The organism is Spinactinospora alkalitolerans, from assembly GCF_013408795.1.
Lineage (GTDB): Bacteria > Actinomycetota > Actinomycetes > Streptosporangiales > Streptosporangiaceae > Spinactinospora > Spinactinospora alkalitolerans.
The window spans coordinates 2,801,709-2,827,632 of sequence record NZ_JACCCC010000001.1 but is presented as its reverse complement, the minus strand read 5'-3'; the positions used below and the strand labels follow the sequence as shown (position 1 = coordinate 2,827,632).

At 74.3% G+C, this 25,924-nt stretch carries 25 protein-coding genes and 1 pseudogene; 10 read left to right on the top strand and 16 right to left on the bottom strand.

What is annotated here, in order from left to right:
- Positions 1-50: 50 nt before the first annotated feature.
- Complete coding sequence (locus HDA32_RS12490; RefSeq protein ID WP_179643348.1) at positions 51-563, bottom strand: hypothetical protein; 513 nt, start codon at positions 561-563, stop codon at positions 51-53.
- A 200-nt stretch (positions 564-763) separates the two neighbouring features.
- On the opposite strand from HDA32_RS12490, the gene HDA32_RS12485 reads away from it, so the two are divergent.
- From HDA32_RS12485 to HDA32_RS12475, 3 genes are all read left to right on the top strand, one after another.
- Positions 764-1,186, top strand: coding sequence for an ankyrin repeat domain-containing protein (locus HDA32_RS12485; protein ID WP_179643347.1), 423 nt, complete (start codon positions 764-766; stop codon positions 1,184-1,186).
- 470 nt (positions 1,187-1,656) lie between these two features.
- Positions 1,657-2,580, top strand: a complete 924-nt coding sequence (locus HDA32_RS12480) for a hypothetical protein (protein WP_179643346.1) — start codon at positions 1,657-1,659, stop codon at positions 2,578-2,580.
- The gene (locus HDA32_RS12475; RefSeq protein WP_179643345.1) at positions 2,577-3,140 is read left to right on the top strand and encodes an HD domain-containing protein; all 564 of its coding nucleotides are present in this window, start codon (positions 2,577-2,579) and stop codon (positions 3,138-3,140) included. The genes HDA32_RS12480 and HDA32_RS12475 overlap by 4 nt, the downstream gene beginning before the upstream one ends.
- On the opposite strand, the gene HDA32_RS12470 is transcribed toward HDA32_RS12475, so the two are convergent.
- From HDA32_RS12470 to HDA32_RS12455, 4 genes are all read right to left on the bottom strand, one after another.
- Positions 3,124-3,609: an NUDIX domain-containing protein gene (locus HDA32_RS12470; RefSeq protein ID WP_179643344.1), complete on the bottom strand. Its 486-nt coding sequence runs from the start codon at positions 3,607-3,609 to the stop codon at positions 3,124-3,126. The genes HDA32_RS12475 and HDA32_RS12470 overlap by 17 nt on opposite strands.
- A 61-nt stretch (positions 3,610-3,670) precedes the next feature.
- Entirely contained in the window at positions 3,671-4,042 is a 372-nt protein-coding gene (locus tag HDA32_RS12465) for a VOC family protein (protein WP_218882425.1), read from the bottom strand.
- 151 nt (positions 4,043-4,193) lie between these two features.
- Positions 4,194-4,409, bottom strand: a complete 216-nt coding sequence (locus HDA32_RS12460) for a hypothetical protein (RefSeq protein ID WP_312863158.1) — start codon at positions 4,407-4,409, stop codon at positions 4,194-4,196.
- A 41-nt stretch (positions 4,410-4,450) separates the two neighbouring features.
- The gene (locus HDA32_RS12455) at positions 4,451-5,089 is read right to left on the bottom strand and encodes a hypothetical protein (protein WP_179643342.1); all 639 of its coding nucleotides are present in this window, start codon (positions 5,087-5,089) and stop codon (positions 4,451-4,453) included.
- A 179-nt stretch (positions 5,090-5,268) separates the two neighbouring features.
- Here HDA32_RS12455 and HDA32_RS12450 point away from each other — a divergent pair, with 179 nt between their 5' ends.
- Positions 5,269-6,285 carry an EamA family transporter gene (locus HDA32_RS12450; protein WP_179643341.1) on the top strand — a complete coding sequence of 339 codons (1,017 nt, stop codon included), beginning with the start codon at positions 5,269-5,271 and terminating at the stop codon, positions 6,283-6,285.
- On the opposite strand, the gene HDA32_RS12445 is transcribed toward HDA32_RS12450, so the two are convergent.
- Positions 6,205-7,566 carry an amino acid permease gene (locus HDA32_RS12445; protein ID WP_179646650.1) on the bottom strand — a complete coding sequence of 454 codons (1,362 nt, stop codon included), beginning with the start codon at positions 7,564-7,566 and terminating at the stop codon, positions 6,205-6,207. The two genes, HDA32_RS12450 and HDA32_RS12445, sit on opposite strands and share 81 nt — an antisense overlap.
- Positions 7,567-7,922: 356 nt before the next feature.
- On the opposite strand from HDA32_RS12445, the gene HDA32_RS12440 reads away from it, so the two are divergent.
- Both HDA32_RS12440 and HDA32_RS12435 read left to right on the top strand, forming a co-directional pair.
- On the top strand, positions 7,923-9,194 hold the full coding sequence (locus HDA32_RS12440; protein ID WP_312863157.1) for a sensor histidine kinase: 1,272 nt from the start codon (positions 7,923-7,925) through the stop codon (positions 9,192-9,194).
- Positions 9,195-9,854 (top strand): response regulator, encoded by a 660-nt coding sequence (locus HDA32_RS12435; protein WP_179643340.1) that lies wholly within the window; start codon positions 9,195-9,197, stop codon positions 9,852-9,854.
- A gap of 378 nt (positions 9,855-10,232) precedes the next feature.
- Here HDA32_RS12435 and HDA32_RS12430 read toward each other — a convergent pair whose 3' ends face one another.
- From HDA32_RS12430 to HDA32_RS12420, 3 genes are all read right to left on the bottom strand, one after another.
- On the bottom strand, positions 10,233-10,889 hold the full coding sequence (locus HDA32_RS12430; RefSeq protein ID WP_179646648.1) for an HAD-IA family hydrolase: 657 nt from the start codon (positions 10,887-10,889) through the stop codon (positions 10,233-10,235).
- Between the two features lie 78 nt (positions 10,890-10,967).
- Complete coding sequence (locus HDA32_RS12425) at positions 10,968-11,711, bottom strand: alpha/beta fold hydrolase (protein WP_179643339.1); 744 nt, start codon at positions 11,709-11,711, stop codon at positions 10,968-10,970.
- 91 nt (positions 11,712-11,802) lie between these two features.
- Entirely contained in the window at positions 11,803-12,603 is an 801-nt protein-coding gene (locus HDA32_RS12420; RefSeq protein ID WP_312863156.1) for an exodeoxyribonuclease III, read from the bottom strand.
- Between the two features lie 112 nt (positions 12,604-12,715).
- Here HDA32_RS12420 and HDA32_RS12415 point away from each other — a divergent pair, with 112 nt between their 5' ends.
- Complete coding sequence (locus HDA32_RS12415) at positions 12,716-13,063, top strand: ArsR/SmtB family transcription factor (RefSeq protein ID WP_179643337.1); 348 nt, start codon at positions 12,716-12,718, stop codon at positions 13,061-13,063.
- Complete coding sequence (locus HDA32_RS12410) at positions 13,060-13,953, top strand: SRPBCC family protein (RefSeq protein WP_179643336.1); 894 nt, start codon at positions 13,060-13,062, stop codon at positions 13,951-13,953. Before HDA32_RS12415 ends, HDA32_RS12410 begins: the two co-directional genes overlap by 4 nt.
- Before the next feature lie 55 nt (positions 13,954-14,008).
- On the opposite strand, the gene HDA32_RS12405 is transcribed toward HDA32_RS12410, so the two are convergent.
- The 3 genes from HDA32_RS12405 to HDA32_RS12395 form a co-directional block, all read right to left on the bottom strand.
- The gene (locus tag HDA32_RS12405; RefSeq protein WP_179643335.1) at positions 14,009-15,139 is read right to left on the bottom strand and encodes a glutathione-independent formaldehyde dehydrogenase; all 1,131 of its coding nucleotides are present in this window, start codon (positions 15,137-15,139) and stop codon (positions 14,009-14,011) included.
- A 58-nt stretch (positions 15,140-15,197) separates the two neighbouring features.
- The gene (locus tag HDA32_RS12400) at positions 15,198-16,232 is read right to left on the bottom strand and encodes a tyrosine-type recombinase/integrase (protein WP_179643334.1); all 1,035 of its coding nucleotides are present in this window, start codon (positions 16,230-16,232) and stop codon (positions 15,198-15,200) included.
- A gap of 148 nt (positions 16,233-16,380) precedes the next feature.
- Positions 16,381-17,610 (bottom strand): DUF418 domain-containing protein, encoded by a 1,230-nt coding sequence (locus HDA32_RS12395; protein ID WP_246334312.1) that lies wholly within the window; start codon positions 17,608-17,610, stop codon positions 16,381-16,383.
- Between the two features lie 1,553 nt (positions 17,611-19,163).
- Between HDA32_RS12395 and HDA32_RS12390 the strand changes: the two genes are divergently transcribed.
- Positions 19,164-20,018 (top strand): arginase family protein, encoded by an 855-nt coding sequence (locus HDA32_RS12390; protein ID WP_179643332.1) that lies wholly within the window; start codon positions 19,164-19,166, stop codon positions 20,016-20,018.
- 37 nt (positions 20,019-20,055) lie between these two features.
- On the opposite strand, the gene HDA32_RS12385 is transcribed toward HDA32_RS12390, so the two are convergent.
- The 3 genes from HDA32_RS12385 to HDA32_RS12375 form a co-directional block, all read right to left on the bottom strand.
- Positions 20,056-21,204 carry an MFS transporter gene (locus HDA32_RS12385; RefSeq protein ID WP_179643331.1) on the bottom strand — a complete coding sequence of 383 codons (1,149 nt, stop codon included), beginning with the start codon at positions 21,202-21,204 and terminating at the stop codon, positions 20,056-20,058.
- Between the two features lie 341 nt (positions 21,205-21,545).
- The gene (locus tag HDA32_RS12380) at positions 21,546-21,944 is read right to left on the bottom strand and encodes a hypothetical protein (protein ID WP_179643330.1); all 399 of its coding nucleotides are present in this window, start codon (positions 21,942-21,944) and stop codon (positions 21,546-21,548) included.
- A 75-nt stretch (positions 21,945-22,019) separates the two neighbouring features.
- Positions 22,020-23,033 carry an acyltransferase domain-containing protein gene (locus tag HDA32_RS12375; RefSeq protein WP_179643329.1) on the bottom strand — a complete coding sequence of 338 codons (1,014 nt, stop codon included), beginning with the start codon at positions 23,031-23,033 and terminating at the stop codon, positions 22,020-22,022.
- Between the two features lie 170 nt (positions 23,034-23,203).
- Between HDA32_RS12375 and HDA32_RS12370 the strand changes: the two genes are divergently transcribed.
- The gene (locus HDA32_RS12370; protein ID WP_179643328.1) at positions 23,204-24,829 is read left to right on the top strand and encodes an AMP-binding protein; all 1,626 of its coding nucleotides are present in this window, start codon (positions 23,204-23,206) and stop codon (positions 24,827-24,829) included.
- Positions 24,830-24,947: 118 nt separating this feature from the next.
- On the opposite strand, the pseudogene HDA32_RS12365 reads toward HDA32_RS12370, so the two are convergent.
- Positions 24,948-25,923: pseudogene (locus tag HDA32_RS12365) on the bottom strand (arsenic resistance protein).
- Position 25,924 lies beyond the last annotated feature (1 nt).

The following is a 25,924-nucleotide window of genomic DNA, read 5'->3' as shown; positions in this document are numbered from 1 at the left end:
GGCGTTGACGCCACCGGTGCGGGGTCGGCGACGCCGGGATCGCCGGAGGATCAGGCCGCGCCGGCGTCGCGCCGGCGCGGCGGGGCGGCCTCGTCGCCGTCGTCGTCGTAGAGGTCCTCGAAGTACTCCTCGTCCTCACCGGCGGCGTGTGCGCCGCGGGGCCGGTAGCTCTGCCACCGCGACGGAACGAACAGCGGGATGATCAGGGCCAGGGCCAGGGGAAGGTAGAGCCCCAGAGGCAGCAGGGTGAGAGCGCCCTCCAGCCCGGGCAGGCCGGGGACGCGATCGGCGAGTCCGGGGCGCAGCAGGTGGGCCGCCGTCACGCCGACCAGCGTCAGCCCCGCGATGCCCGGCACGAGCGGGGTGAGCCGGGGCGCGGTGAGCGTGCAGGCCAGTACCAGTGCGAGCAGGGCGAGCGCACCGAGGGCGGTGATCCCGGTGAAGCTGACGAAGGTGCCGCCGAAGCCGTTGATCGTCACGAACCGGGGCAGGGCCCAGCCGCTGGCGAGCAGGATGACGGGGGCGAGGACGAGGCCGATGATGAAGCCGATGACATGTCGCACAAGGGTGCTCCTCTCGGATCGATCAAGCACCATACCGACAAATGAGCGAAAATGGTCATGTGGGACACATCGGCGGCCGCCGGCCCCCGGCCGCCGGTGGCGCGCCACCGGCGGCACCGCTGCGGCCCGGCCGCGCCGACCCGCCTGACCAGGCCCGTCACGCGCCATGACGAGCTTGTTCTCACTCTAGGCTTGGATACGTGAGCAATACAGAACCCTCCGCCGAATCCGGTCACGATCCCGACGTCGTCGCCCTGGCGACCAAGGTCTTCGATTTCGCCCGCCACGGCGACACCGAGTCCCTGACCGCCTACATCGACGCGGGCGTGCCGGTGAACCTGACCAACGACAAGGGCGACAGCCTCGTCATGCTGGCCGCCTACCACGGCCACGCCGGCACGGTCGCACGCCTGTGCGAGCGCGGCGCCGACGTCGACCGGCTCAACGACCGGGGCCAGTCCCCGCTGGCGGGTGCGGTGTTCAAGGGCGAGGACGAAGTGGTGCGCATCCTGGTCGACCACGGCGCCGACCCCGGGGCCGGACAGCCCTCGGCCGCCGAGGCCGCCCGTATGTTCGCCAAGACCCACTACCTGGAGCTGTTCTCCTCCGGCGAGGCCCGCTAGCACTACCCCCCCCGGGTGGCGGGTGGTCCGACGCCGGTCTCGACGTTGGGTTTCAACCTCGGTCCCGGGAGGGATGGCGTGCGGGTGGGCGGTTCTCCCGCGTGGCCGAAGGCCCGTGGACGCAAAATCGCCCTCCCGCGCGCGAAGCGCACGCCGACACCGTGGACGCAGGCCGACACCGCGGTTCCGGCCCGGCGCCCAAGGGTGGCGGCGTGCGTTCAGTCTTTGGGCGGGGGTTCAAACTCCTGTGGCCGGTGTTTCACGCCCTCGGTGGCCGAGGTTGAGCCTCACGTTGACCTTGTGGGGCCTGAAAACGTTGCGATCACCCCGACAAGGTCAAGACCGCCGAAAGGCCCGCCCCGCCGGGGATGCGGCCGCTACCGGACGGCGCACCGCGCCGCGGGGCCTGCCGGCCGGGGTCGCGGCGGGGCAGAATGGTCCTCCAGGCCCCGCACCCCAGGACGCACACGATGAGCTCTTCCCCGCACGAGCGGCTGCGGCCGGTCGTCGACCCCGACCTGCCGGCCGGGGAGCGCGCGGTGCTGCTGTCGCACGCCCACGCCCTGACCCCGGCCGGGAGCCCGGCTCCGCCGCCGGTGCCGGCGCGCTGGGAGTTCCCGTTCCTGCAGTGGGTGCGCGAGCACCCCGTGGCCACCCTGGTGGTCGCCGTGGCCGGCACGCTGGTGGGCATGCGGCTGCTGCTGCGCCTGTTCGTGTTCGTGCTGCCGCTGCTGCTGCTCGCCGCGCTCATCGCCCTCGTCGTCACGGCCCGGCGGGTCACCGAGTCCCCCGCCCAGGCCCTCGCCCGCCGCCACCACGGCCGCTACATCGTGGCAGAGGCCGACCTGGACGAGCCCGCCCGGCACCTGCTGGCCCGCGCCCAGCGCGCGGTGGACGCCGTCGACGCCGCCGACGTGGTCGCCTCCGGCCACATCGACGCCATCGACAACGCCGTGGTGCTGCCCCGGCAGGTGTGGGAGATCGCCACCACGTTGCGCCGCGTCACCGAACTGCGCGCCCGCGCGGCCGAGGCCGAGGCCGACCTGTCGGGTGCGCAGGGGCTGGAGGACCTGCTCGCCGAACGCGCCGCCGCGCTGGAGGCCGCCGAGGCCTCGGTCACGGCGCGGATCGGCGCGCTGGAGGGCTACGCGGCCCGGGTCGCCGAGGCCGACGAGAGCCACCGGCGGCTGCGCGCCGTCGAACGCCTGCTGGCCGAGCAGGAGGACTACCTCGACCTGATGGCCGCCACCGTCGCCGACGACTATGCCGCCGACCACATCGGCGAGCTCGGCGAACGGGCGCGCACCGCCCAGGAGCGGCTGCGCCGCGCACTGGCCGAGGCCGCCGAGGCGGGACTGCGGCTGCCCGGCGAGTCCGGGGAGGGGCGACGGTGAGCCCCGACGGCGCTGTCCCGCTGCCCGAGGACGCCGCGCGGCTGTTGAGTGCCCTGGGCGCGCCGCCGCGGCTGCGCGCCCACCTGAGCCTCGTGCACGGCGTCGCGGTGCGCCTGGTGGAGTGGACGGCCCGCCACCACCCGCAGGCCCGGATCGACGCACCGGCGGTGCTGTTCGGCGCCGCGACCCACGACATCGGCAAGACGCTGCACCCGGCCGAGCTCAGCGGCCCCGGCTCGGCGCACGAGGAGGCCGGGTACGCGCTGCTGCGCGAGCACGGCGTCGCGTCCGGCCTGGCCCGGTTCTGCCGCACGCACGGCTCCTACGGCGCCCCCGGCCGCACCCTGGAGGACCTGCTGGTGAGCCTGGCCGACACGGTGTGGAAGGGCAGGCGGGCGGTGGAGCTGGAGCAGCGGGTGGTGGAGCTGCTCGCGCGGGCGAGCGGCCGCGCGGGCTGGGAGGTGTTCCTCGAACTGGACGACCTGCTCGGCGACATCGCCGCCGGAGCCGATGAGCGCCTGGCCCACCAGGCCCGCCACCCCCTCACCGGCCCCAGGTGACCTCGTAGCCGTCCTCCAGGTACAGGACGCGGTCGCTCTCCAGGCACAGCGCGACGCGCCTGCCCGCGGCCGCGGGCAGGCGGTCGGCGACGTCGCCGGGCTCGGCCATGACCGCATCGCTGAGCTCATCGGCGGGCAGCCGTACCGCCTCGAACTGCCCCGGGGCCAGTACGCCGGAGAAGACGAAGACGGTGCAGGGGCGGTGATCGGGCGCGGTGCTGGAGGGCCGCCAGTCCACGCAGACCAGCCCGGTCAGCTTCGGCACGAACCCCAGCTCCTCGGCGCATTCGCGCCGGCAGGCCGCCAGCGGCGACTCCCCCATCTCGATGACGCCGCCCGGCAGCCCCCACCCCGGCTTGTAGGTGGGCTTGACCAGCAGGACCCGGCCCCGGGCGTCGCGCAGCACCGCTATGGCCGCGCCCCGGGTGCGCGGCAGGCTCTCGAAGAACTCCAGTTCGGTATCGGCCATGGCGACGACCCTACGCAGCGGCGGTGTCACCGCGGCCGCGCGGGGTGCGCGGCCGCCGCGTCTAGGGCTCGGCGATGACGGCGAGGTAGCCGTCGGGGTCGCGCAGCCAGATCTCGCGGTGGCCGGCGTTGGGGTTGAGGTGCACGTCGGCCGTGATCTGGGCGTCGGCGCCGCGGATCCGGCGCACCGCGGCGCCGAAGTCCTCGGCCTCGAACCAGATCGCCACCCCGTTGCCCGCGGGCCGGTGGGGGGCGGCGATCGCTCCATGGTGGTGGCCGGCCGCGAGCCGGTGGAGCTGCAGGACCGTTTCGCCGTCGACGCGCACCTGTTCGTACTCCGCTCCGCCGTGGCCGCTCGTCGCCGCGAGCACCCGCCGGTACCAGCGGCTGGACTCCTCGACGTCGGCGACCGCGGTCATCGGCTGGGACCGCACGCGGGAAAGGCTCCGTCTCACCGTGCTCCGAGCATGCCGGGGGCGGCGGACTCCGGTCTTGGACGAACGGGAACCCGGCCGCGGGGGTGCGCCGTGCGACCGCTCGGGCGAGCCGGTCGAAGCGGCTCGGCGCCGCGCCGCGCCCGCGCCGTCAGGCGGAGCGGCGGCCGTGCTCCCTCTCGTAGCGCTTCTTGAACTCCGCTTTCAGCTCGGCGGCCCGCACGGGGTCGCGCCGGCGCCGGCGCTGGTGCTCCTCGGAAGGGGTGGCGTGGACGGCGTAGAAGTCGTAGTCGGCGTCGCCCGGGTGCAGGACGGCGGTCCCGCAGGCGTAGACGGGGCCCGAGGCGTCGGCGTGGCTCAGTGGCACGTGAATACTGCCGTCCGGATACCGGACCGCGGCCGGGCGGGTCATTGCATCACCCCGTAGTTGTATTCGAAGTACCTGGTGACATCGTAGGCCAGGCGCGTGTTGCCGGCCAGCATCCGCTCGAGGACCTCGAAGGCGTCGGAGGCGCTGAGCGCGAAGGACTCGGCCCACCACTCGTGCCTTCTGTGCCAGTAGGGCTCCTCCAGGCAGGGCAGGCACGCGTTGTGCAGGTCCCGCCACTCGCGGGTCTCCGACATCATCCGGTCGGCGATGTCGAGGACGTGGCCGACCTCGTGCAGGACCAGGGAGACCGACTCGTGCTCGTTGCTGCCCAGGGCGACCACCCCGTAGCGGTAGATGCCGGTCAGGCGGTCGAAGGGCTGGGAGCGCGGATCACCGGGTTCGGTGGGCACGCCCCGCAGGTGCCCCAGTCCGTCGAGGTCGACGATGGAGCCCTCGCCGATGTGGATGGCCTCCACCTCGTCGATGATCCGGTCGGCGATGTGGAAGGGCAGGTTGGCCAGGGCGTCGACGTTGTCGATCACCCGCTGCGGCGGGCGGGTGCCGGCCGGCCACTGCCGGTGCAGCACGGTCTCCAGGCGGCCCAGGTGCCGCCGCCCGTCGTCGGGGACGGGGACGACGCCTCGGGGGTGCGGGCCGCATTCGATGCGTTGGTTCACGCGCAGGAAACTAGCGGAGTCGGGCGGCGTCTGCGCCACGGCACCGCCCACGGGCCGCTTCGGCCGCCGCGATCCCCGGTGCTCCCTGGATCCGGCCGGTCGGCAGGGGTCACTAGGATCGGTGGGCGTGACATCGATCCTCTCATCCCTCCTTTGGGTTCCCGCCGCGGCGCCGCACCATGGCTGAGGCCCGGCACCGCGCCTCCGGGCTGGGCTTCGCCGTCGCCTCGGCGCTGGCCTTCGGCGGGTCCGGCCCGTTCGCCCGCCCCCTCATCGACGCCGGCGTGGACCCCCTGCACGTGACCTGGCTGCGGGTGGCCGGCGCCGCGCTGATCCTGGCGCCGCTGGCCGTCAGGCACCGCGGCGTGCTGCGCACCCACCCGTGGCTGCTGCTGGCCTACGGGGTGTTTCCGATGGCGGGGGTGCAGGCGCTGTACTTCGCCGCGATCTCGCGGATCCCGGTCGGCGTGGCGCTGCTGATCGAGTTCCTGGGCCCGGTCCTGGTGCTGGCCTGGATCCGGCTGGTGCGCCGCCGCCCGGTGTCGCGCGCGGCCGCGGTCGGGGTGGTCCTGGCCGTGGCGGGGCTGGCGTGCCTGGTGGAGGTGTGGGCCGGGGTGCGCCTGGACGCGCTCGGGCTGGCGCTGGCGCTGGGCGCCGCGGCCTGCCAGGCCGGCTACTTCCTGCTCTCCGACACCGCGGGCGAGGAGGTCGACCCGCTCGCCGTCATCTCCTACGGCGCGCTGGTGGCCGCCGCGCTCATCACCGCCGTCGCCCGGCCCTGGAGGCTTGAGTGGCGCCTGCTGGCCGGCGACGTCGACATCGCCGGGATGAGCACCTCGGGCCTGGTGTCGGTGGTGTGGCTGGCGGTGGTCTCCACCGCTGTCGCCTACGTCGTCGGAGTGGCGGCGATCCGGCGGCTGTCGCCGGTGGTGGCCGGCGCGGTCGCCTACCTGGAGGTGGTGACCGCGATCGTGCTGGCGTGGCTGATGCTGGGGGAGGCGCTGAGCGCACCGCAGATCGCCGGCGCCGTCATCGTCGTGGCCGGGGCGTTCATCGCCCAGACCTCGGTGGCCACCGGTGAGGCCGCGGCCCAGGACCCGCCCGCCGACGGCGCCTCAGCGCCCGGGGACCGTCGGGCCGCGGCCCAGGTCCAGGGGCCGGTCGCTGACCGGGCGGGCGCCCAGCCGGACGCGTAGCTCGTAGGCGACGAGCGCCACCGCGACGCTGCCCAGCGTCGCGGCCAGCGGCGTGCGCTGCTCGGGCAGGAAGGCCATGGCCACCAGCAGCGCCGCCATCCCGGCCAGCGCCACCCACGTCAGGTAGGGAAACCCCCACATCGGCAGGGTGAGGCGCCGGGGCTCCTCCCGCCGCATCCGCGTGCCCATCACCAGTTGCGAGGTCACGATCGTGATGAACAGGACGAGCAGGATCGCGCCGATGGAGGCGACCAGGAACGGAAAGACCGTCTCGGGCCACAGGTAGTTGGCGACCACCGAGGCATAGCCCACGACGGTGCCCAGCAGGATGGCGCGGGCGGGCACGCCGCGCCGGCTCACCTTGGCCAGGGAGGCCGGGGCGTCGCCCTGGCGGGTGAGCACGTGCAGCATCCGCGAGGAGGTGTAGAGGGCGGCGTTGAGGACGCTGAGCACCGCGATGAACACCACGATCTGCATGACCAGCGGCGCCGCGGGCACGCCGACCGTCTCCATCACCGTGACGAACGGGCTGGCCAGCACATCGGTGTCGTTCCACGGCAGGACGGTGACGATCACCGCGATGGAGGCGATGTAGAACAGCGCGATACGCCACAGCACGCTGGTGGTGGCCCGCGCGACGGCCGCGGCCGGCTCGTCGCTCTCGCCGGCGGCGATGGTCACGATCTCCACACCGCCGAAGGAGAACAGCACCGCCACCGTCGCGGCGAACACCGCCGTCCAGCCGTTGGGCGCGAACCCGCCATGGGACCACAGGTTGGCCGCGCTCGCGCCGTCGGAGGCGGGCAGCAGGCCGAGCGCGAACAGCACGCCCAGGATCAGAAACACCACGATGGTGGCGATCTTGACCATGGAGAACAGGGATTCGGTCTCGCCGAAGACCCGCACCGAGACCAGGTTGGCCGCCGTCATGGCCACCAGCAGCCCCAGCGACAGCAGCCAGCCCGGGGCCGCAACCCACTGGGCCAGGATCGCCGCGCCGGCCACGGACTCGGCGGCCACCAGCACCGCATACATCCACCAGTACAGCCAGCCGATGCAGAAGCCGGCGCGCGGCCCCAGCGCCATGCGGGCGTAGTCGGAGAAGGAGCCGGAGGCGGGCCGGGCGACCACCATCTCGCCCAGCGCGCGCAGCGTCAGCAGCACCAGCGCGCCGGCCAGGGTGTAGGACAGGACGGCGGCGGGGCCGGCGGCGTTGATGACCGTGCCCGAGCCGATGAACAGCCCGGCGCCCACGGAGCCGCCGACGGCGATCATGGTCATGTGCCGGCGGCGCAGGCCGTGGGCCGGCGACGGATTGGTGCCCGCCTCGGGCGACGGAGGGGTGTGCGAGGTCACGCCCATCGAGATTAGGGGGCCGACCGGGGCAGTGGCGCCGCGCAGCCGCACGCCAACGGGTAAAAGTGAGAAAAGTTACCCCGGTTCTCGGGGAGGGCGGGCGGCTCGCGGCCCGCCGGGGCAGGCGCTCACCCTCCGGGACCCGGTGAGCGCGGACCCGCGTCGGGCTCCTCCCGGCGCGGGAAAGGGGACCGCCCCGGGGAAGGCGTCGCCCGAGCCCCGCCTGCGGCTCCCTCGTGCGGGGGAGGTGGCGGGCCCGGCGGTCTGCGACGATCTCATGCGTGCGGGTTCTGCTTCCATCGCTGCTGGCGCCGCTGTACCGGGCGGCCACCTACACGCGGTGGATCTATCTGATCATCCTGGGCGCGGTGTTCCTGCCCTACCTCATCGCCGGCATGGTGGCGGTGGTCCTGCTGGTGCGCGGTACGACCTCCACCGCCCCCGACGCCGCGGCCCTGCCGCTGGCCGTGGGCGTCCCGACCTCGCTGGCGCTGATCGCGGCCACCGCGCTGGTTCCCACCGTGCGCTCCCTCGTGGGCGCCCTGACCGCCGACCTGATGGGCGGCCCGCTGCGCGGCCGGCCGGTCGGGCGCGCCACCACCTGGGGGGCGCGCGCCCGCACCGCCGGCTGGCTGCTGATCTGCCTGCCGCTGGGGTTCGCGGTGTGCCTGGCGACCATGGTGGTGCTGCCCGAGGCCGCCGTCCTGATCGCCTCGCCGCTGGCTCCGGGCACGGTCTCGGCCGAGTTCGGCGTGATCACCGTCCTGGGCGACCGGCCGCTGCAGCCGCCGCTGCGCCCCTGGGCGCCGCTGGTCGGCCTGGCCGAGCTCGCCGCCTTCGTGTACCTGCTGGCCGGGACCGGCGCGGCGCTGGCCCGCCTGGCGCCGCGCCTGCTGGGGCCCTCGGCCGCCGAGCGGCTGGCCGCGGCCCAGGCCCGCGCCGACTCGCTGCTGGAGCGCAACCGGCTGGCCCGCGAGCTGCACGACGCCATCGGACACGCGCTGTCGGTGGTGGCGCTGCAGGCCGGAGCGGCCGCCCGCGTCCTCGACACCAACCCGGCCTTCGCCCGCCAGGCGCTGGAGGCCATCGCCGAGCAGGCCCGCACCGCCACAGCCGAACTCGACCACGTGCTGGGCCTGCTGCGCGAGGAGCGCACCTCCACGGCGCCGCAGCGCACCCTGGCCGACCTGCCCGCCCTGATCGAGGCGACCCGGGCCGCGGGCGCCCGCATCACCTCAGAGATCGAGGGCGAGACCGCGTCGGTGCCCGGCGTGGTCTCCCGCGAGATCTACCGCGTCTGCCAGGAGGGCCTGACCAACGCGCTGCGCCACGCCGGCCGGGTCCCCGTCACGCTGCGCCTGGCCGTGGCCGCGCAGCACCTGGAGGTCGAGATCACCAACCCCTGCGCCACCGCGCCTGGGCGCAGGCAGAGCGGGGGCCGGGGACTGGCCGGGATCACCGAGCGCATCGGACTGCTGGGCGGCACCGTCAGCGCCGGGCACCGCGACGGGTCGTGGCGGCTGGCCGCGGCCATCACCTGGAAGGGACGCTGAATGCTGCATGTGGCACTGGTCGACGACGAGGCGCTGGTGCGGGCGGGCCTGCGCGCCATCATCGACGCCGAGACCGACCTGGAGGTGGTGGCCGAGGCCGGCGACGGCGCCGGCGTGCTCGACATCGCCCGGCGCACCCGCCCCGACGTGGTGCTGATGGACGTGCGCATGCCCCGCCTGGACGGCATCCAGGCCACCCGCGCGCTGGTGGAGTCCCTGGACGACCCGCCCCGCATCATCGTGGTCACCACATTCGAAAACGACGACTACGTCTACGGCGCGCTGCGCGCCGGCGCGGCGGGGTTCCTGCTCAAACGCAGCCGCCCCGAGGACATCCTGGCCGCGGTCAGGCTGGTGGCGGCCGGGGACTCGCTGCTGTTCCCCGCGGCGATCCGCGGCCTGGCCGCGACCCACGCCCACCCGGCCACGCCCGCCGCGCGCCGGGTGGCCTCGCTGACCGAGCGGGAGGCCCAGACGCTGCGGCTCATGGCCAGGGGGCTGTCCAACGCCGAGATCGCCGCCGAGCTGTTCGTCGGCGTGCAGACGGTCAAGACCCACGTCTCCAACATCCTGGCCAAGCTGGGCGTGCGCGACCGCACCCAGGCCGTCGTCGCCGCCTACGACTCCGGCCTGGTCGCCCCGGGCGCCCCCGCGTCCTAGCAGGCCCCCGCTCCCTTCGGCAGCCGACCGGTCGGCACCGGCTCAGCGGCCCTCGACTTCGCAGCATTGCGGCCAGGCCCGGCGCGGCGGGGTGTCTTCGGTGGCGGCCCCGATCAGGGTCGCGGCGGCCGTGCGCGCCGGATTCCGCGCACGAGCGGGGGCCGGAGGCTACAGTCGACGGCCGCGTGGTCGTCACCGCCGACTCCGTTGCCCGCTTCGGCCGGTTCCGCACCGTTGAGCGCGCGCTGCGCGTCTTCGGCCGCGGCCCGGACACCCACCTCGTCTGGATCGGCCCCGAGTGAGTCCGGCCCGCGCCTGCGCCTTCGCCACGCGGGGGAGCGCCGGCGCCCGCCCGGGCGCCCCGGCGGGCGCCCGCCGTCAGTCGGCGTCCTCGGCCAGGGCGCTGAGCACCAGGGATCCGCCTGCGCCCGGTTCCACCGACACGCTCGCCAGGTTGGCCACGACCGCGTCGGCCTGGAGTTCGGTGGCGTGGTGGGAGGTCAGCAGCGCGATCGTGCGGGCCCCGGCCGCCCGGGCCGAGGCCAGCCCCGCCGGGGCGTCCTCCAGCGCCACGCACGCCCCGGCCGGCGCGCCCAGCAGCCGCGCCCCCAGCTCATAGGGCTCGGGGTCGGGTTTGCCGCGGGAGATGTCGTCGGCGGTGACCATCAGCGGCGGTTCCACCTCCAGCGGCGCCATCCGCGCCCGGGCCAGCGCGCGGGTGCAGGAGGTGACCACGGCCCACCGCTCGCGCGGCAGCGACTCCAGCAGCGCGTGCGCCCCGGGCAGGGCCACCACCCCGTCGGCGCGCTCCACCTCCAGCCGCTCGATGCGCTCCTGGCCCTCCTTGCGCAGGTCCTCGGGCAGCAGTTCGGCGACGATGTCGGCCGAGGGCCGGCCGTGGGCGTGCGCCGCCCACAGCCGCTCCTCGCCGACGCCGAACTCCCGGGCCCAGGCGCGCCAGCACTCCTCGGTCACCGGCGTGGAATCGATCAGCGTCCCGTCCAGGTCGAACAGCAGTCCCTCAGCGGCAAACATCACGCCATGAGTCTAGGAACCGGCTGCGGCGCCGGCGCGGCCGGGGCGTGCGCGGCGCCGCCCGCATGCGGGCGGAATTCAGGCGGGGGAGTGCGGGTCCCGGGGCTCGCCGGCGCGCGCGGCCACCGCGTCGGCGGCGTCGATGACGAGCTTGGCGAACATCTCGGGCTGGTCCAGGCTGACCATGTGCCCGGCCCGGGGCACCACCAGCAGCCGCCCGTCGGCGCAGGCGTCCAGGAACAGCTTCTCGTGGATGCGGAAGTGGTCGCGCGCGCCGTTGATCAGCCACACCGTGCCCGGGTAGGAGGCCAGCAGCCCCAGTACGTCCAGGTCGGCGATCTCGTCGATCACCGAACGCGCCGCCTCCATCGCCAGCCCGCCGTCCAGCACCGCCTGGGCTCCGTCGGCCGGCAGCGTCAGGCGGTGGAACCGCCGGTTGACGGCCAGCCCCTTGTCGGGCAGCCGGTCCAGCAGCGCCGCGGGGATCCGGTACATGTGGGCCAGGGCGTTGACGGGGCGCGCCGAGCAGCTCGTGGCCACCAGCCCGGCCACGCGCTCGGGGTGGGCGGCCGCGGCGGCGATCGCGACGAACCCGCCCAGGCTCAGGCCCACCACCAGGGCGCGCCCGCCGACCTCCTCGATCGCCTCGTGCACCGCCTCCACCGCGCCGTCGACCGTGAAGGCCTCGCCGCGGCGCGCACCGTGGCCGGGCAGGTCGGGGGCCAGGGCCCTGCGTCCCTCAGCGTGCAGCGCGTCCAGTTGGGGCCGCCACATGCTCCCCGAGATCCGCAGCCCGTGGACGAACACGACAGGAACGCGCATAACCGCTCTCACCCCAGACGAAGCCCGACCCGCTTGCGCGGGCACCCCCGAACATCCATCACCATTGTCACGATTTACCCCACCGCGGCCGTTACATGTCGTAGGAGACGGTGACCGGCGCATGGTCGGACCAGCGCCGGTCATAGGAGGCCGCCCGCTCCACCAGCGCCTCCTTGGCGCGCTCGGCCAGCCCCGGCGAGGCCATCTGGTAGTCGATGCGCCATCCGGCGTCGTTGTCGAAGGCCCGGCCCCGGTAGGACCACCACGAGTAGGGTCCGTCCTGGTACGGGTGCAGGCGTCGCACCGCGTCGACCAGGTCGGCCTGCTCCAGCAGCCGCGACAGCCACGCCCGCTCCTCGGGCAGGAAGCCCGAGGAGCGGGCGTTGGCGCGCCAGTTCTTCAGGTCGGCCTCGCTGTGGGCGATGTTGTAGTCCCCGCACACCACCAGCTCGCGCCCCTGAGCGCTCGTCTCCGAGCGGCGCCGCACCAGGTAGGGCAGGAACGCCGCCATGAAGCGCTCCTTCTCGGCCTGGCGCTCGGTGCCCACCTCGCCCGAGGGCAGGTAGAGGCTGCCCACCGTCACCCGGTCGAAGTCGGCCTCGACGTAGCGCCCGGCGTCGTCGAACTCCGCCTCGCCGAAGCCGATGCGCACCGCCTCGGGGCGCCGCCTGCTGTACAGCGCCACGCCGGCGCGCCCCTTGGCCGCGGCCGGGGCCAGCACGGTGTGCCAGCCCGGGGGCTCGATCACCGCATCGGGCAGCTGGGCGCGCTCGGCGCGCGTCTCCTGCAGGCACACCACGTCGGCGCCGGTGGCCGCCAGCCAGGGCCCGAACCCCTTCTTCGCCGCCGCGCGCAGGCCGTTCACGTTCACCGTGGAAACCGTCCAGATCACGGGCAGCAAGCCTAGCCAACTCCGCGGCCTGCGGCGCGGCGGTCGGGGCCGCGCCGCCGACACCCGAAAACATTCCCTTGCAAGCATATAACCGACGGAGTATGTTCAAGGGGTGGCCATCCCCTTCGACGTCCTCGCCGAACCCACCCGGCGCCAGATCCTGGACCTGCTCCTGCAGCGGCCCCACCCGGTCGGCGAACTCACCGACCGGCTCGGCCTGAGCCAACCCAGCACCTCCAAGCACCTGCGGGTGCTGCGCGAGGCCGGACTGGTCCGGGTCCGCCGCGACGCCCAACGCCGCTGGTACGAACTGCGCACCGACCCCCTGGAAGAGGTCGACGCCTGGCTCGCGCCCTACCGGCGCCTGTGGAACCAGCACCTCGACGCCCTCGAAGACCACCTCGACACCATGACCGACGACCCCGACCGACCCGACGACAACCGGAAGGACCAGCCGTGAACGAGACCCTGCGCACCGTCGACGGACGCCCCGTGCTGCGCATCCAGCGGCAGCTGCACCACACCCCGGAAAAGGTCTGGCGCGCCATCACCGAACCCGACCACCTCAGCCGCTGGTACCCCTTCCAGGTCACGGACATGGACCTGCGCATCGGCGGCCGCATCGACTTCGACGACGGCGCCGGCACCACCATGACCGCCACCATCACCGAACTCGACCCGCCCCGCACCTTCGCCTTCAGCGAGCACGCACCCGCGCAGACGCCCAACGAAAGCGACGACCTCGTCCACTTCGAACTGCGCCCCGAGGGCGCGGACTGCCTGCTGGTCTTCACCCACACCTTCGACGACCGGCCCGCCGCGGCCGCCTACGCCACCGGCTGGCAGACCTGCCTGGACCAACTGCAGGCGCTCCTGGCCGACCGGCCCGCACCCGCCGCGACCGACCCCGCCCAACGGCACGAGACCTACATCAGCGCCTTCGGCCTGGACACCGGCTCGACCGGCAGCACCGAACAGGGCTGGCTGGTGCGCTTCGACCGCCAACTGATGGGCCCGCCCATCGACACCGTCTGGGACGCCCTGACCAGCGGCGCCGAGACCGCCACCACCGGCACTCCGGCACCGCCGACCGCCACCACCCGAGAGGTCCCCGCCGCGGCGATCACCGCACTGCAGGCCCCCACCCTGCTCGAATACGACTGGCGCGACGCCCAAGGCCCCGCCGGCCGCGTGCGCTGGGAGCTGTCGCAAGGGCCCGCGGGCGCCCGCATCACCCTGACCCAGACCGGCCCGCACGGCGCCGAGCAGGAGCGCTCCACCGCCCTGGCGGCCTGGCGCACCCACCTGGACCTCCTGGCCCGCCGCCTGCACGCCCCGACCCCCGGCTGAGGCACCGAAAACCCCGCGCCGCCCCGACCCCTGGGGCGGCGCGGGACCGGGCGCCTCAGGGATGCAGCAGCACCTTGGTGTAGCCCTCCACCCTGCGGTCGAACTTGTCATAGGCCGAGGCCGCCTCGTCCAACGGCACCTCGTTGGACACCACGAACGACGGCTTGGCCCGCCCCTGGGCGATCAGGTCGCGCAACTGCCGGTTGTAGCGCTTGACGTTGGCCTGCCCGGTCCCCATCCGCAGGCCCTTCTCGAACAGCTTGCCGATCTCCAGCACCAGCCGGCCCTGCCGGGCCTCCTCGTCACCGCCGCCGGGATCGGACGACAGGTACAGGCCCGGCACCCCCAGCGCCCCCGTGGCCCGCACCGTGTACACCAGCGCGTTGAGCACGGCGGCCGGCTCCTCGCCCTCACCGGAGTGGCCCTTGGCCTGGTAGCCCACCGCATCGATGCCCTTGTCGGTGCCGCCGCCGGTGAGGTCGCGGATCTGCTCGGCCGGATCGCCGGCGCTGAAGTCGACCGGTTCGGCGCCGATCGACTCGGCCATGCGCAGCCGCTCGGGCACCTTGTCCACCACCAGCACCCGCGAGGCCCCGCGCAGAAACGCCGAGTAGGCCGCCATCAACCCCACCGGCCCCGCACCGTAGACCGCCACCGTGTCCCCCGGCGACACCCCGGCCAGCTCGCACCCGTGGTAGCCCGTGGGGAAGATGTCGGCCAGCAGCGCGTAATCGGCCTCGTTCTCCTCGCCCGGCGGCAGCACCAGGCAGTTGAAGTCGGCGAAGGGCACCCGCAGGTACTCGGCCTGCCCGCCCCGGTAGGGCCCCATCGCCACGTAACCGTAGGCGCCGCCGGCGAAGCCGGGGTTGACGGTCAGGCAGAACCCCGTGAAGCCGGCCTGGCAGTTGCGGCAGAACCCGCAGGCCACGTTGAACGGCATCACCACCCGGTCCCCCCGGGACACCGAGGTCACCGCCGACCCGATCTCCTCCACCACGCCCATGTTCTCGTGGCCGAACACGATCCCGGGCTCAGCCTCGGTGCGCCCCTCGTACATGTGCAGATCGGACCCGCAGATCGCACTGGAGGTGATGCGCACCAGCACATCGGTCGGATCCTCGATACGGGGATCGGGCACCTCCTGCACCGCCACCTCGAACGGCTCCTGATACACCACCGCGCGCATGATGGGCCTCCCTCGTCGACGCTCGGAACCCCACCCCCTACCCAGCCGGTGACCTCCATCACATCTTCGGCGCGGGGGAGTCGGCCGCCGACTCCTGGGCGCGCCCGGCCAGGCGCCGCAGCACCCCGTAGGTGCGGTTGGAACGGGCCGCATCACGCTGGGCCTGGGCCGTGACGTCGATGTAGGACTGCGACGAAGTCAGCGAGGAGTGCCCCAGCAGCCGCATGATCTCGGTGACCGAGGCCCCGTCCTCGGCCAGCCGCGTGGCGAAGGTGTGGCGCAGCGCATGCACCAGCGTCCCCGCGGCCACCCGGTCATGGACCCCGGCGTGCCGGTAGCACTGGCGGACCAGGTACTGCAGCCCGCCGCGGCGCAACCCCCGGCCCCGGTTGTCCACCAGCAACGCATCAGAACCCCTGACACGCCCGAACCGCTGACCGCGCGTGCGCAGGTAGGCGTCGATCAGCGCCTCCAGCGGCGCCTCGATCGGCAGCGACCGGGTACGCCCGCCCTTACCCACCACGCGGATCCGCCGCTCACCCGGCCGCCCACTGAGCGACTCACACGTCAGCGACAGCATCTCCGCCGAACGCAGCCCCGTCAGCAGCGCCAGCGCCAGCACCGCGATGTCGCGCTCGGGCCAGGGCTCACGCGCCCGCCGGCAGCCCGCCGCCAACGCCTCCAGCAGCCGCTCAGGAGTGTCCTCGCCCATCAGCGGCTTGGGCTGGCGCGGTTTGAGCCGCGGCCGCTGCACCGCCGGCATCGGGTTGCCCGCCACAGCCCCCTCCGTCACCCAGAACGCGAAGAACCCGTTCCAGGTCGACCACGCCCGCGTCACGCTGGAAGGCGCCCGCTCGGCCGCGAACTCCGCGAACGCCCGCCGCAGCAGCCCGCCCGTCAACGCGCCCAGCCCCAGCCCGCCCACCGCGCACCCCTGCACCCGGGCCGCGCACTCCAGCACCCCGAGCAGATCCCGCCGGTAGGCCGCGATCGTGTGCGGCGACGGCTTGGCCGAACTCCGCGCCACCAGATACTCCTCGACCGCCCGCACCGCCGACATCGGCGACGCCCCGTCCTCAACCGCAACGCTCATAAGGCAACCATCCCCGATTTCGGCCCGCGGTGATCATCTGGGCCCCGACTCTTCGGGCCACGGCGGCACACCGGCACCGCCCCCGCCCCGGACGAGGCCGCGAAAAAAGCGGGACGCGCCGCGCCCCGCCCCTTCCAGACCCGCGGCCTCAGGGAATGCGCTTGGCCGCCCACATCGACACCGCGTGCAACGGCCACTCCAGCGGCCCCCGCCGCACCAGCAGCCGCCACACCGTCGCCGCCAGCACCGACCCCACCAGCACCGAATAGGCCAACTGGTCGGTGACGAAGACCAACGGCGTGCCCTCCAGCAGCCCCTGCTCGGCCACCCAGATCAGCAGAATGTGGCCCACATAGGTCGTCAACGCCAGCGCACCCACCGCGGCCAGCGGATACACCACCCACCGCAGGTACTGCGACACCAGCAGGCACACCCCCAGCACCGCGATGGCGACCCCGCCCGCACCATAGACCTCCAGCGGGGTACCGCTGTGCGGAGCCGCACTCAGCAGCCACGCCCAGTCGGAGGTGGGCACCGCCCCGCCGAACCCCTCATACAGCGCCGCGTCGACCCCCTCGGCCCCATAAGGCGCCCCCGTCGCCCGGTCGGTGGCCGCGGCGAGGCGCTGCGCCCCGCCCAGGACGTACAGCGCCACCCAGGAGGTGCCGTAGGCCAGCACGGCCAAGCCCGAACCCACGCCCACCAGCGCCCAGCGCACCCGCACCGAACGCAGGTCCAGCCGCCCGATCGCCAGCCCCGCCAACACGAACGGCATCCAGGTGATCGCCGGATAGGAGCCGGTGACCAGGAAGTTCACCACCCCGTCGCCCGCATAGACGGCGAAGGGGTCATAGGAGTCGACGGCCTGCACCGGACCCTCCAGCGGCCCGCCCCGCACCATCAGGCCGCGCAGGTAGAACGACGCGAGCGGCCCGGCCACCCCCAGCACCGCCGCGGTCCCGGCCACCACCTTCCACCGCTCGTCCAGCAGCGGGGCGGCCAGCACGAAGAACACCGCATAGTAGGCCAGGATCACCGAGACCGGCGTGCCCATCATCGTCAGCGCGGTGCCCACCGGCAGCATGATCAGACCCCGGATCACCACCCGCCACAGCGCGACCCCCATCTCCTTGCCGCTCCTGGGCCGAGACCCGCCCGACAGCAGCGCGATCGAAACCCCGGCCAGCAGCGCGAACAGCGCGGCCGAACGCCCGGCCGCAACGGGGTAGAGGGCGTTGGAGCCATCGGCCAGACTCCAGCCGACGCCCACGTGCACCACGAACATGCCCAGCACGGCCAGCCCGCGGGCCACGTCGACGCCGATGAGGCGGTCGGCACCCCAGGCCCGGGCACCGGCGGCGCCGGGGGAGCGGGGCAAGGGCCCAGGGGCGCCGGGATCTCCAGGCGCGGCCGGCACGGTCCCGGTCACGCTCGCCGAACCGCCGGGCGCGCCCGCATGATGCGGACGGGTCTCTTCGGCGGGACCGCTGTCGGGGGCTGGACTGGCACTGTTCGACACATCTATGAGGATCCCCCGCCGCTTCCATGAACACAGGGTGTTCACCGAGTTCTGGCCGCTTGTGGACGATCCTGCCCCGCACCCACCCGCGCGGTCAACGCATCGCACGGCTCGCGCGTCCCATCACCCCAGGTCGCCCAGCCCGCGCCACCGCGCCACCGCCCGCCGACGGCGGTGCCGCCGCGAAGCCGCACGGCAGCGGGGCGGGGGAGCACCGGCCACCCGTGCACCGCGCCCCCAGCGGACCGACCGGAACGCTCACCGCACCGATCGGAAGGACAGCGACGACGATGCCGCCCGCTGCACCGCATCGGCTCGCCGAGGCCGCCGCGGCGCAGCGGGCGGGGGAGAGGGGAGCCACGTCCCGGGCAGGACCGTCCTCACCGCCGGCTGAGACGCGGCGCCGGGGCGGGGACCCTGTGGGCCGCGGCGCAGCGGGGACGGGCGGGGGGCGGCCCGTCCGTCCCCGGAGGAAGGCTGCGGCCGGGATCCGGAGGGCGGATCCCGGCCGGAGAATCCGGCATTCGCCGCAATCATCTACGAATGATGCATAACGCACTTTATGCATCAAACATGGATGGAGATCCGGTCCCCGCCGCGCCGAACCTCCCGTCGGCGGCCGCGGCGGGGACCGGGAACGCCTGCTCCGCCACATCGGCCCTTCATGATCATCGGGGAGGGTCCGACGCGGCCGCCGACCCGGCGGGAAGGTGCCGCCCGGGACACGCCCGCAGAAACCCCGGACGGCGGAGGCTTCTTCGGCGGCCGGGACGAGGGATCCACTGAGGCGACCGGCCGGACGAAACGTGCGGCTCCAGGCGAATTCCTCGGCTTTGCGTTCGCGGGCCCGACGTCCGGCTGGTCGGCCGCCGGATGCCGTCGCCGTCCGGGTCGGCGGTTCGGGTTCTCCGGGTGCGGCCGCCATCGCGCCCGGATGTCCGAGCCGGGCCGCAGCGCCGATGCGCCGGACGGATCACCGCGCCGCCTTCGGCGCTGCGGCGGGGCGCGCAAACCCCTCTCGGAGGAGCCCGGAAAACCGCTTACTTGACATAATATTCATTATCGGCGACTTATGAGGGGCGCCGAGAAGGGGCTGCCGCGGCCTTCAGGCGAAGACCCGGCCGGCCGCGCACGGCGCCGCACCGTCCCGGGCGTCGGTGCGGACCCGCCTCGGCAGGTGCGGCGAGTCCGCGGACCCGATCGATTCAGCCGCAGCGCCCGCGAAGGGGCCCGTGCGGCGCCGATGCGGCCGCCCGCGGCCCACGCCGCCGGCCGCTCATCGGACGCGCCCGGCGGCGTGGGCCGCGGTGATACGGGCCGGGTGGTTTACCCGCGCGGGTGGCCGCTGCCGGTCGCGGGGGTTTTGCCGGGTTCGGGGTGCGCCGGGGCGCGGCCGGGCCTACTGTGTGGCCATGATGTGGCAGCGTGACGTTGACCTGGTGGTGCCGCTGTGGCAGGGCGGCGACGACGTGCGGGTGGCGGCGGGCGCTGCGGCTCTGGCCCGGTTGGTTCCCTCGGGCGGAAGCCGGCTGCACGTGTCGGTTTCGGACGGGGCGCGTGACGTGGTCGACGGTGTCCGCAACCTGGACGTGGTGGCCTCCACGGTGCGCGGGTTGCGCGAGCGGCTGGCGCGGCGCGACCCGGCGCGGGCGCTGACCCTGGGCGGTGACTGCGTCTCCGATGTCGCGGTGGCCGAGCATCTGGCGGGGCGCTACCCGGACCTGGTGGTGTACTGGGTGGACGCCCACGCCGACCTCAACACCCCGGCCTCCTCCCCCAGCGGCAAGGCCCACGGGATGGGCCTGCGGCTGCTGCTGGGCGAGGGGCACGGGCGGTTGCTGGGCGCGGCGGGTGCGCGGGTGGCGGCGTCGCGGGTGACGCTGGTGGGTGCGCGGGATCTGGACCGCGGCGAGTTGGAGTTCATGCGCGCCGCCGGCATGGCCTGGGTGGATCCGGTGGAGGTGATCACCGACCCCGACAGGGTGGTCGCGGGCCGTGCGCCGGGCACGCCGGCCTATGTGCACCTGGACGTGGACGTGTGCGATCCGGTGGACCTGCCGGCGGTGGCGTGTCCGACACCGCAGGGGCCGCTGGTGGATTCGGTGGCGGCGGCGCTGGCGGCGATCTCGGCCCACCACGAGGTGGTGGGCGTGGGGGTGTGCGAGTACGTGCCGGTGATCGAGCACGAGCGGGCGAAGATGGAGGCGCTGCTGGGGGCGCTGGGGCTGGCGGCGCCGCGGGATGCTTCGCGGGCGGCGCCGGCTTAGGCGCCGCCCGGCGCGGCGCGGGGTGAAGGCCGGGGTTTCAGCGCCTGCGCCGCAGGGACGCGGCGATGGCGGCGAGCCCGGCTCCGAAGGTGGCGAAGACGGCGGCCACGCCGATGCCGCCGGCCAGCGCCCCGGCGAGCAGCGGCAGGGTGGTCTGGCCGAGCTGGTTGCCGGACATGCGCAGGGCCATCGCGGTGCCGCGGGCTTCGGGGGCGGCCGCGTCGGCGACCCAGGCCATGGTGAGGGGCTGGCCGATGCCCAGTCCGAGGCCGGCCACGGCCAGGGCGATGGCCAGGGCCCACGGGGACAGCGGCGCGGTGAGGACGGCCACGGAGACCGCGGAGACGGCGAGGCTGGTGACCAGGACGCTGTGGCGGCCCCTGCGGGCGACGGCGATGCCGAGGAAGGCGCGGGAGACGACGGATGCGGCGGCGCGCACGGCGAGCAGGAGGCTGACGGTGGTGGCGCCGATGCCGCGCTCCTCCCCCAGCGCCGGCAGGTAGACGATGATCATGTCGATGCTGGCGAGCACGATGAGGCTGGAGGCGATGGCGGGGGTGACGCCGGGGGCGCGCAGGACGTCGACGGGGCGGTGCCGGCCGGGTGCGGGGGTGCCTCCGCTGCGCTGGGGGCGGGGCTGGGGGGCCGGCATGCCGATGAGGGCGATGAGGGATCCGGTGGCGGCGATGCCGGTGCCGATGAAGGCGGGGACGGTGAGGGTGGCGGGGTCGGTGGCGGCCAGGGCCGACAGCGCCAGGGGGCCCAGGAGCTGGCCGGCGGATCCGGCGAGGGCGAACATGCCGAAGCGGGTGTCGAAGCTGGCGCGCGGTGAGCGGTTGGCGACCATGGCCTGGGCGGCGACCATGGCGAGGATGAGGCCGATGCCGGCGCCGATGGAGCAGACGATGATGGCCCAGGTGCTGTAGGCGTAGGTGAGGCCGAAGGCCGATGCGGTGAGGAAGGCGCTGCCGGCGAGGTAGACGGGGCGTTCGTCGTGGAGGTCGACCCAGCGGCCGATGGGGATGGCGACGAAGAGGGGGACGAGGGACAGGGCGGCGCTGAAGACGCCGAGCCAGCCGGGGGCGAGCCCCATTTCGAGGGCGCGGTAGGAGATGACGGGGCGCAGGGTGGACAGGGCGCCGTGGAAGAGGGTGCCGTGGATGATGATGCGGACGAACCAGCCCACCGTTTTTGGCCTTCGCTTTCTCGTGCGCGGGGGTGTGGGGGCACCCTGGATGTGTTCGTTAGCGAAACTAAGGGGTTTGCGGTTCAGCCCTACCAGCGCCCACAGGTCGTTGGCAAGGCCGCACCGGCCCGTGTGACCGGCGTCGCGGCGCATCGGGCGCCCTCTCCCCCGGCGCTGCGGGGGCGAAGGGGCCGGGCCGCGCATCCGGCCCCTACTCCCCCCGGGGCCGCGGTTCACGGAACCGGGAAGCCGATGGGCCGGCGCGGTCCTCAAGGCCGGTCGGCGCAGGGCGGAGGGGGCGCGCAGCGGCCGCACAGGCGCGGCGCGCCCGCCGCGCGCGGTCAGGGGAAGACGACCTCGCCGCCGGCGGTGACGGTGGGCGGGTCGGCGGGCTCGTGGCCCAGAGCCCGCCAGACCGCGTGGGCGGCGGCGAACTTCACCTGACCGGGCCCGGTGTCGACCGGGCGTTCGCGGACGTCGACCACCTGGACGCGCACGGGGCCGACACCGGCGGGCAGGCGGGCGAGCGCGTAGTGCGCGCCTTCCTCGGCCTCGGCGATCAGGTCGGCGTCGTAGGGGGCGCCGTAGCAGGCGTGCGGCCCGTAGGCCTCCAGCCGCCACGCGAACGCCTCGTCGCCGACCTCCACCTCGTCGCCGTCGGCCGGGACCACCCGCACGGTGACGCTGGCGTACACGGGCGGGAACGGGACCAGGCGGGCCAGGCGGAAGGTCGCTTCCATGCCGGCAGTCTTCAGCCGGGCCGCGGCACCGTCAACCGGCTCCTCCCTGTTTCCGCGAGGGGCGCGGCGCCGGGTTCAGGGCAGGCGCAGCCAGCCGGTGCGGACCTGCCAGTGCCCGCCGGCGCGCAGGTGGTCGACGACGGCGCGTTCCAGGCGGCTGCCGTAGGGCACCTCGTCGGGGGCGACGCGGGGGTGGCGGAAGACGAACCGGAAGACGTCGCCGTCACCGGGTTTGGGGGTGGCCAGGAGTTCGAAGCGGCGCTGGAAGGCGATGATGTTGGAGGTGGCGGGCAGGTACCGGGCGAGCTGGGGGTCCAGCAGCCAGGAGGTGCAGGTCGCCACCGGGTAGTCGGCGCCGAAGCAGTCGGCGAAGAAGCCGCGCGCCCGCTCCAGCGACGCCTGCACCGCCGCGGGATCCAGCGGGCCGGACTGGGGGATGTGCAGGCGCAGCGCCGGCGATCCGGCGCCCAAGTCGGCGGGCAGCCGCGCCTGCTCGCCGGGGTCATACCAGGTGACGGCGCCCTCAGGGCCCAGCCGGGACGTCTCGTACTGCAGCCGGCCCAGCTCATAGAGGCCGTGGCGGTAGTGCAGCGCGATCCAGGCGGCGACCTCCAGCCCGATGCGTCCGAACATCACCCGGGTCTTGGCGACGTGGCGGCCCACGTCGCTGAGGGTGGCCGCGCTGACCTCGGCCGGCACGCCGTGGCGGGCGTGGTGGGCCCGCAGCGCCGGCGTGGCCGCGGCGAAGGCGAACACCGCCGCGCAGCGCACCCGCGCATCGGCGGCCTCGGTCAGCGCGGGCCAGTCCCGCCACCCCTGGGTGCCCGCGTCGGCGGCGATGCGCGCATACATGCGCTCCAGCAGCCACCGGGCCTGCGGCGGCCACGTCTCATCAGGCCACAGCTCCACCAGTTCGGCGTGGTCGCGCGGCTCCAGCGCGAAAGGGGCCAGGGCCGCATCGGCGCCGGCGCGCCCGCCCAGCGGCACTCCCCCTTCCACCGGGTCCGGTTCCCGCAGTTCCTCCAGCCACGGCAGCAGGCCCTCGTCCAGCCCCAGGCGTCGGGCGGTGATCGCGGTGTCGGTTTCCATGCGGCCTATCGTGGCCTGCCCGCCCGGCCCCGGCCACCCCCTTTTTCCCCGCTGCGGCTCCCCCGCCGTCCGCGCCGCGGGGCCGCGGCGCCGGTGAGATCGGCCTCACCGGCGCCGCATAAGCTGTGGGCGACGCCGAACCGCCCCGCGCCGAAAGGGGACACGCACCGATGGCCGACCCGGCACAGCAGGTACGCGACTGGCTGGCCGAATACGACACGCCGGACGCGTCAGTGGCCCACCTGCTGTGCGACCGCCACGACGGCGCCGGCGTCGCCGTGACCGAGGTCGGCGCCGACCTGTCGGCGCGCCATCTCACCTACGCCGAACTGGCGCGCCGCTCCCGCGCGGTGGCCGCCGGCCTGGCCCGGATGGGGGTGGGGCCCGGCGACCACGTGGCGACCCTGATGGGCAAGGGCTGCGACCTGGCCGTGGCCGTACTGGCGATCTGGCGGCTGGGCGCGGTCCAGGTCCCCCTGTTCACCGCGTTCGCCCCCTCCGCGATCGCGCTGCGCCTGGGCGACTCTGCCGCGCGGGTCGTGGTGTGCGACGACGACCAGCGGCCCAAGCTCGACGCCGGCCCCGACATCGCGGCCGACGCGCCGTGGCGGGTCGTGACCACCGGCCCCGCTCCGGCCCGCCCGGGCGAGACCACCCTGACCGCGCTGGCCGAGGCCGAAGGGGCCGGCGAGGGCGAAGAGGCGGCGGCCGTGGGCGGCGGCGCCCCGTTCATCCTGCTCTACACCTCCGGCACCACCGGCCCGCCCAAGGGCGTGCAGGTGCCCGTGCGCGCCCTGGCGGCCTTCCACTCCTACCACCACTACGGTCTCGACGTCACCGGCGGCGACGTGTTCTGGAACGCCGCGGACCCGGGCTGGGCCTATGGCCTGTACCACGGGCTGGTGGGTCCGCTGCTGGCCGGCCACGCCACCCTGCAGCTGCGCGCCGGGTTCGACCCGGAGCTCACCCTGGACGTGCTGGAGACCTTCGGCGTCACCAACTTCGCCGCGGCCCCCACCGTCTACCGGTCGCTGCGTTCGACGCTGAAGACGCTGCCGCCCGAGATCGCGGTGCGCCGCCTCTCCAGCGCGGGCGAGCCGCTCAACCCCGACGTCGTCGACTGGGCCCGCGACGTCTTCGGCGTGGCCGTCCACGACCACTACGGCCAGACCGAGCTGGGCATGTGCGCGGGCAACCACAACCACCCCGATGCGGCGGCGGGGCTGAAACCGGCGTCCATGGGCACCGGCCTGCCGGGGTTCGAGGTGAGGGTGCTGGAGCCGCTGGAGGACACCGAGGCGCCCGCGGGCGCGTTCGGGCGGGTCGCCGTCGACGTCGCCGCCAGCCCCGCCATGTGGTTCACCGGCTACCGCAACGACCCGGCGGTGGCGGCGGGCCGGTTCAGCCCGGACCGACGGTGGTACCTGACCGGTGACACCGGCAGCCGCGACGCCCAAGGCCACCTGTTCTTCTCCTCCCGCGACGACGACGTGATCGTGACGGCGGGCTACCGGATCGGGCCCTTCGACGTCGAATCGGCGCTGCTGCAGCATCCGGCGGTGGCCGAGACCGCTGTCTACGGGGTGCCCGATGAGCTGCGCGGGCAGATCGTGGCGGCCAACGTGGTGCTGCACGAGGGGGTGGCGGCCTCAGAGGAGCTGGCCGAGGAGCTGAAGAAGACGGTCAAGGCGCGTTTCGCCGCGCACGCCTACCCCCGGCGCATCACCTTTGTCGCCCGGCTGCCCAAGACCCCCAGCGGCAAGATCCAGCGGGTCCGGCTGCGCCGGGGGCGCTAGGTCGCTGACGGGCCGCCCGCCGCGAAAGGCCGCGGAGTCCCGCACCGACCCCGCCGTCGAAGACCTACGGCCTCTGCGCGACCCGGATCAGCACGAGTAGCCCCAGTCGCCGGTGTGCTCACCGCGAGGTGGAGGAAGTCACCCGTGGTGAGCGCACCCGCACCAGTTGGGCGAGCAGGGCCAGCACCGGCAGCTCCACCAGCGGGCCCACCACGAGGGCGACCGCGATCAGGGGGCGGTCGGGGAAGGCCGCGACCGCGATCGCCAGCGCGATGGGCGAGTTGCGGGCCGTGGTGGTCATGGGTCAGCGTGACCCTGTGGTCCGCGGGCAGGCGCAGCGCCCGGGACAGGCCGGTGGCGATCAGGGGCAGTGCGGTGAAGAAGACCGCCAATGGGAGCAGCAGGGCGAGCAGGTCGGTGCCGTGGTCCAGGACGGTGCGGGCCTGCCAGGCGAACATCGCGAACACCGCCGCGTACAGCAGCGGCAGGACCAGGCGCGAGGCCGGGCCGGTGACGTGGTGCTCGCGCCAGGCGGGGCCTTGGAACCGGTGCGAGGCCCAGCGCAGCACCATCGCCAGGGCCAGCGGGACGACGAGGACGAGCAGGACCGACTCGGCCAGGGTGCCGGCGTCGACCATGGCGGCTTGGCCGCCCAGCAGCAGCACGTACACCGGCAGCAGGACGAGCTGGAGGATGAGGTTGACCGGCAGCAGGGCGGCGGCGATGCCGGTGTGCCCGCGCGCCATGGCGGTGAAGACCAGGTACCAGTCGGTGCACGGGGTGACCAGGAGCAGGAGCAGGCCGATGCGCAGGTCCGGCTCCCCGCCCAGCAGGCCGGCGCCCAGCGCCCAGGCCAGGGCCGGGGTGAAGGCGAAGTTGAGGACCAGGCTGGTGGCCACCAGGGTTTTGGCGCGGCGTACTTCGCCGACGTGGGCGGCGTCCATCTGCACGAACACGGCGGTGAGCATCACCAGCAGGGCGGGCAGCACCATGTGCTCGGCCGCCGGACCGATCGGCAGCAGCAGGCCTGCGGCCAGACCTGCCAGGGCGGCCAGGGCCACGAACAGGCTCTGGAGGCGTTCGGCCAGCGGCATC

What these genes read in the sequence shown, in the direction of transcription:
- HDA32_RS12480 (WP_179643346.1), top strand. Translation starts at nt 1,657, where the DNA reads ATGAGCTCTTCCCCGCACGAGCGGCTGCGGCCGGTCGTCGACCCCGAC.
- HDA32_RS12470 (WP_179643344.1), bottom strand. Translation starts at nt 3,609, where the DNA reads ATGGCCGATACCGAACTGGAGTTCTTCGAGAGCCTGCCGCGCACCCGG.
- HDA32_RS12450 (WP_179643341.1), top strand. Translation starts at nt 5,269, where the DNA reads ATGGCTGAGGCCCGGCACCGCGCCTCCGGGCTGGGCTTCGCCGTCGCC.
- HDA32_RS12445 (WP_179646650.1), bottom strand. Translation starts at nt 7,566, where the DNA reads ATGACCATGATCGCCGTCGGCGGCTCCGTGGGCGCCGGGCTGTTCATC.
- HDA32_RS12435 (WP_179643340.1), top strand. Translation starts at nt 9,195, where the DNA reads ATGCTGCATGTGGCACTGGTCGACGACGAGGCGCTGGTGCGGGCGGGC.
- HDA32_RS12430 (WP_179646648.1), bottom strand. Translation starts at nt 10,889, where the DNA reads ATGTTTGCCGCTGAGGGACTGCTGTTCGACCTGGACGGGACGCTGATC.
- HDA32_RS12425 (WP_179643339.1), bottom strand. Translation starts at nt 11,711, where the DNA reads ATGCGCGTTCCTGTCGTGTTCGTCCACGGGCTGCGGATCTCGGGGAGC.
- HDA32_RS12405 (WP_179643335.1), bottom strand. Translation starts at nt 15,139, where the DNA reads ATGCGCGCGGTGGTGTATCAGGAGCCGTTCGAGGTGGCGGTGCAGGAG.
- HDA32_RS12400 (WP_179643334.1), bottom strand. Translation starts at nt 16,232, where the DNA reads ATGAGCGTTGCGGTTGAGGACGGGGCGTCGCCGATGTCGGCGGTGCGG.
- HDA32_RS12390 (WP_179643332.1), top strand. Translation starts at nt 19,164, where the DNA reads ATGATGTGGCAGCGTGACGTTGACCTGGTGGTGCCGCTGTGGCAGGGC.
- HDA32_RS12380 (WP_179643330.1), bottom strand. Translation starts at nt 21,944, where the DNA reads ATGGAAGCGACCTTCCGCCTGGCCCGCCTGGTCCCGTTCCCGCCCGTG.
- HDA32_RS12375 (WP_179643329.1), bottom strand. Translation starts at nt 23,033, where the DNA reads ATGGAAACCGACACCGCGATCACCGCCCGACGCCTGGGGCTGGACGAG.
- HDA32_RS12370 (WP_179643328.1), top strand. Translation starts at nt 23,204, where the DNA reads ATGGCCGACCCGGCACAGCAGGTACGCGACTGGCTGGCCGAATACGAC.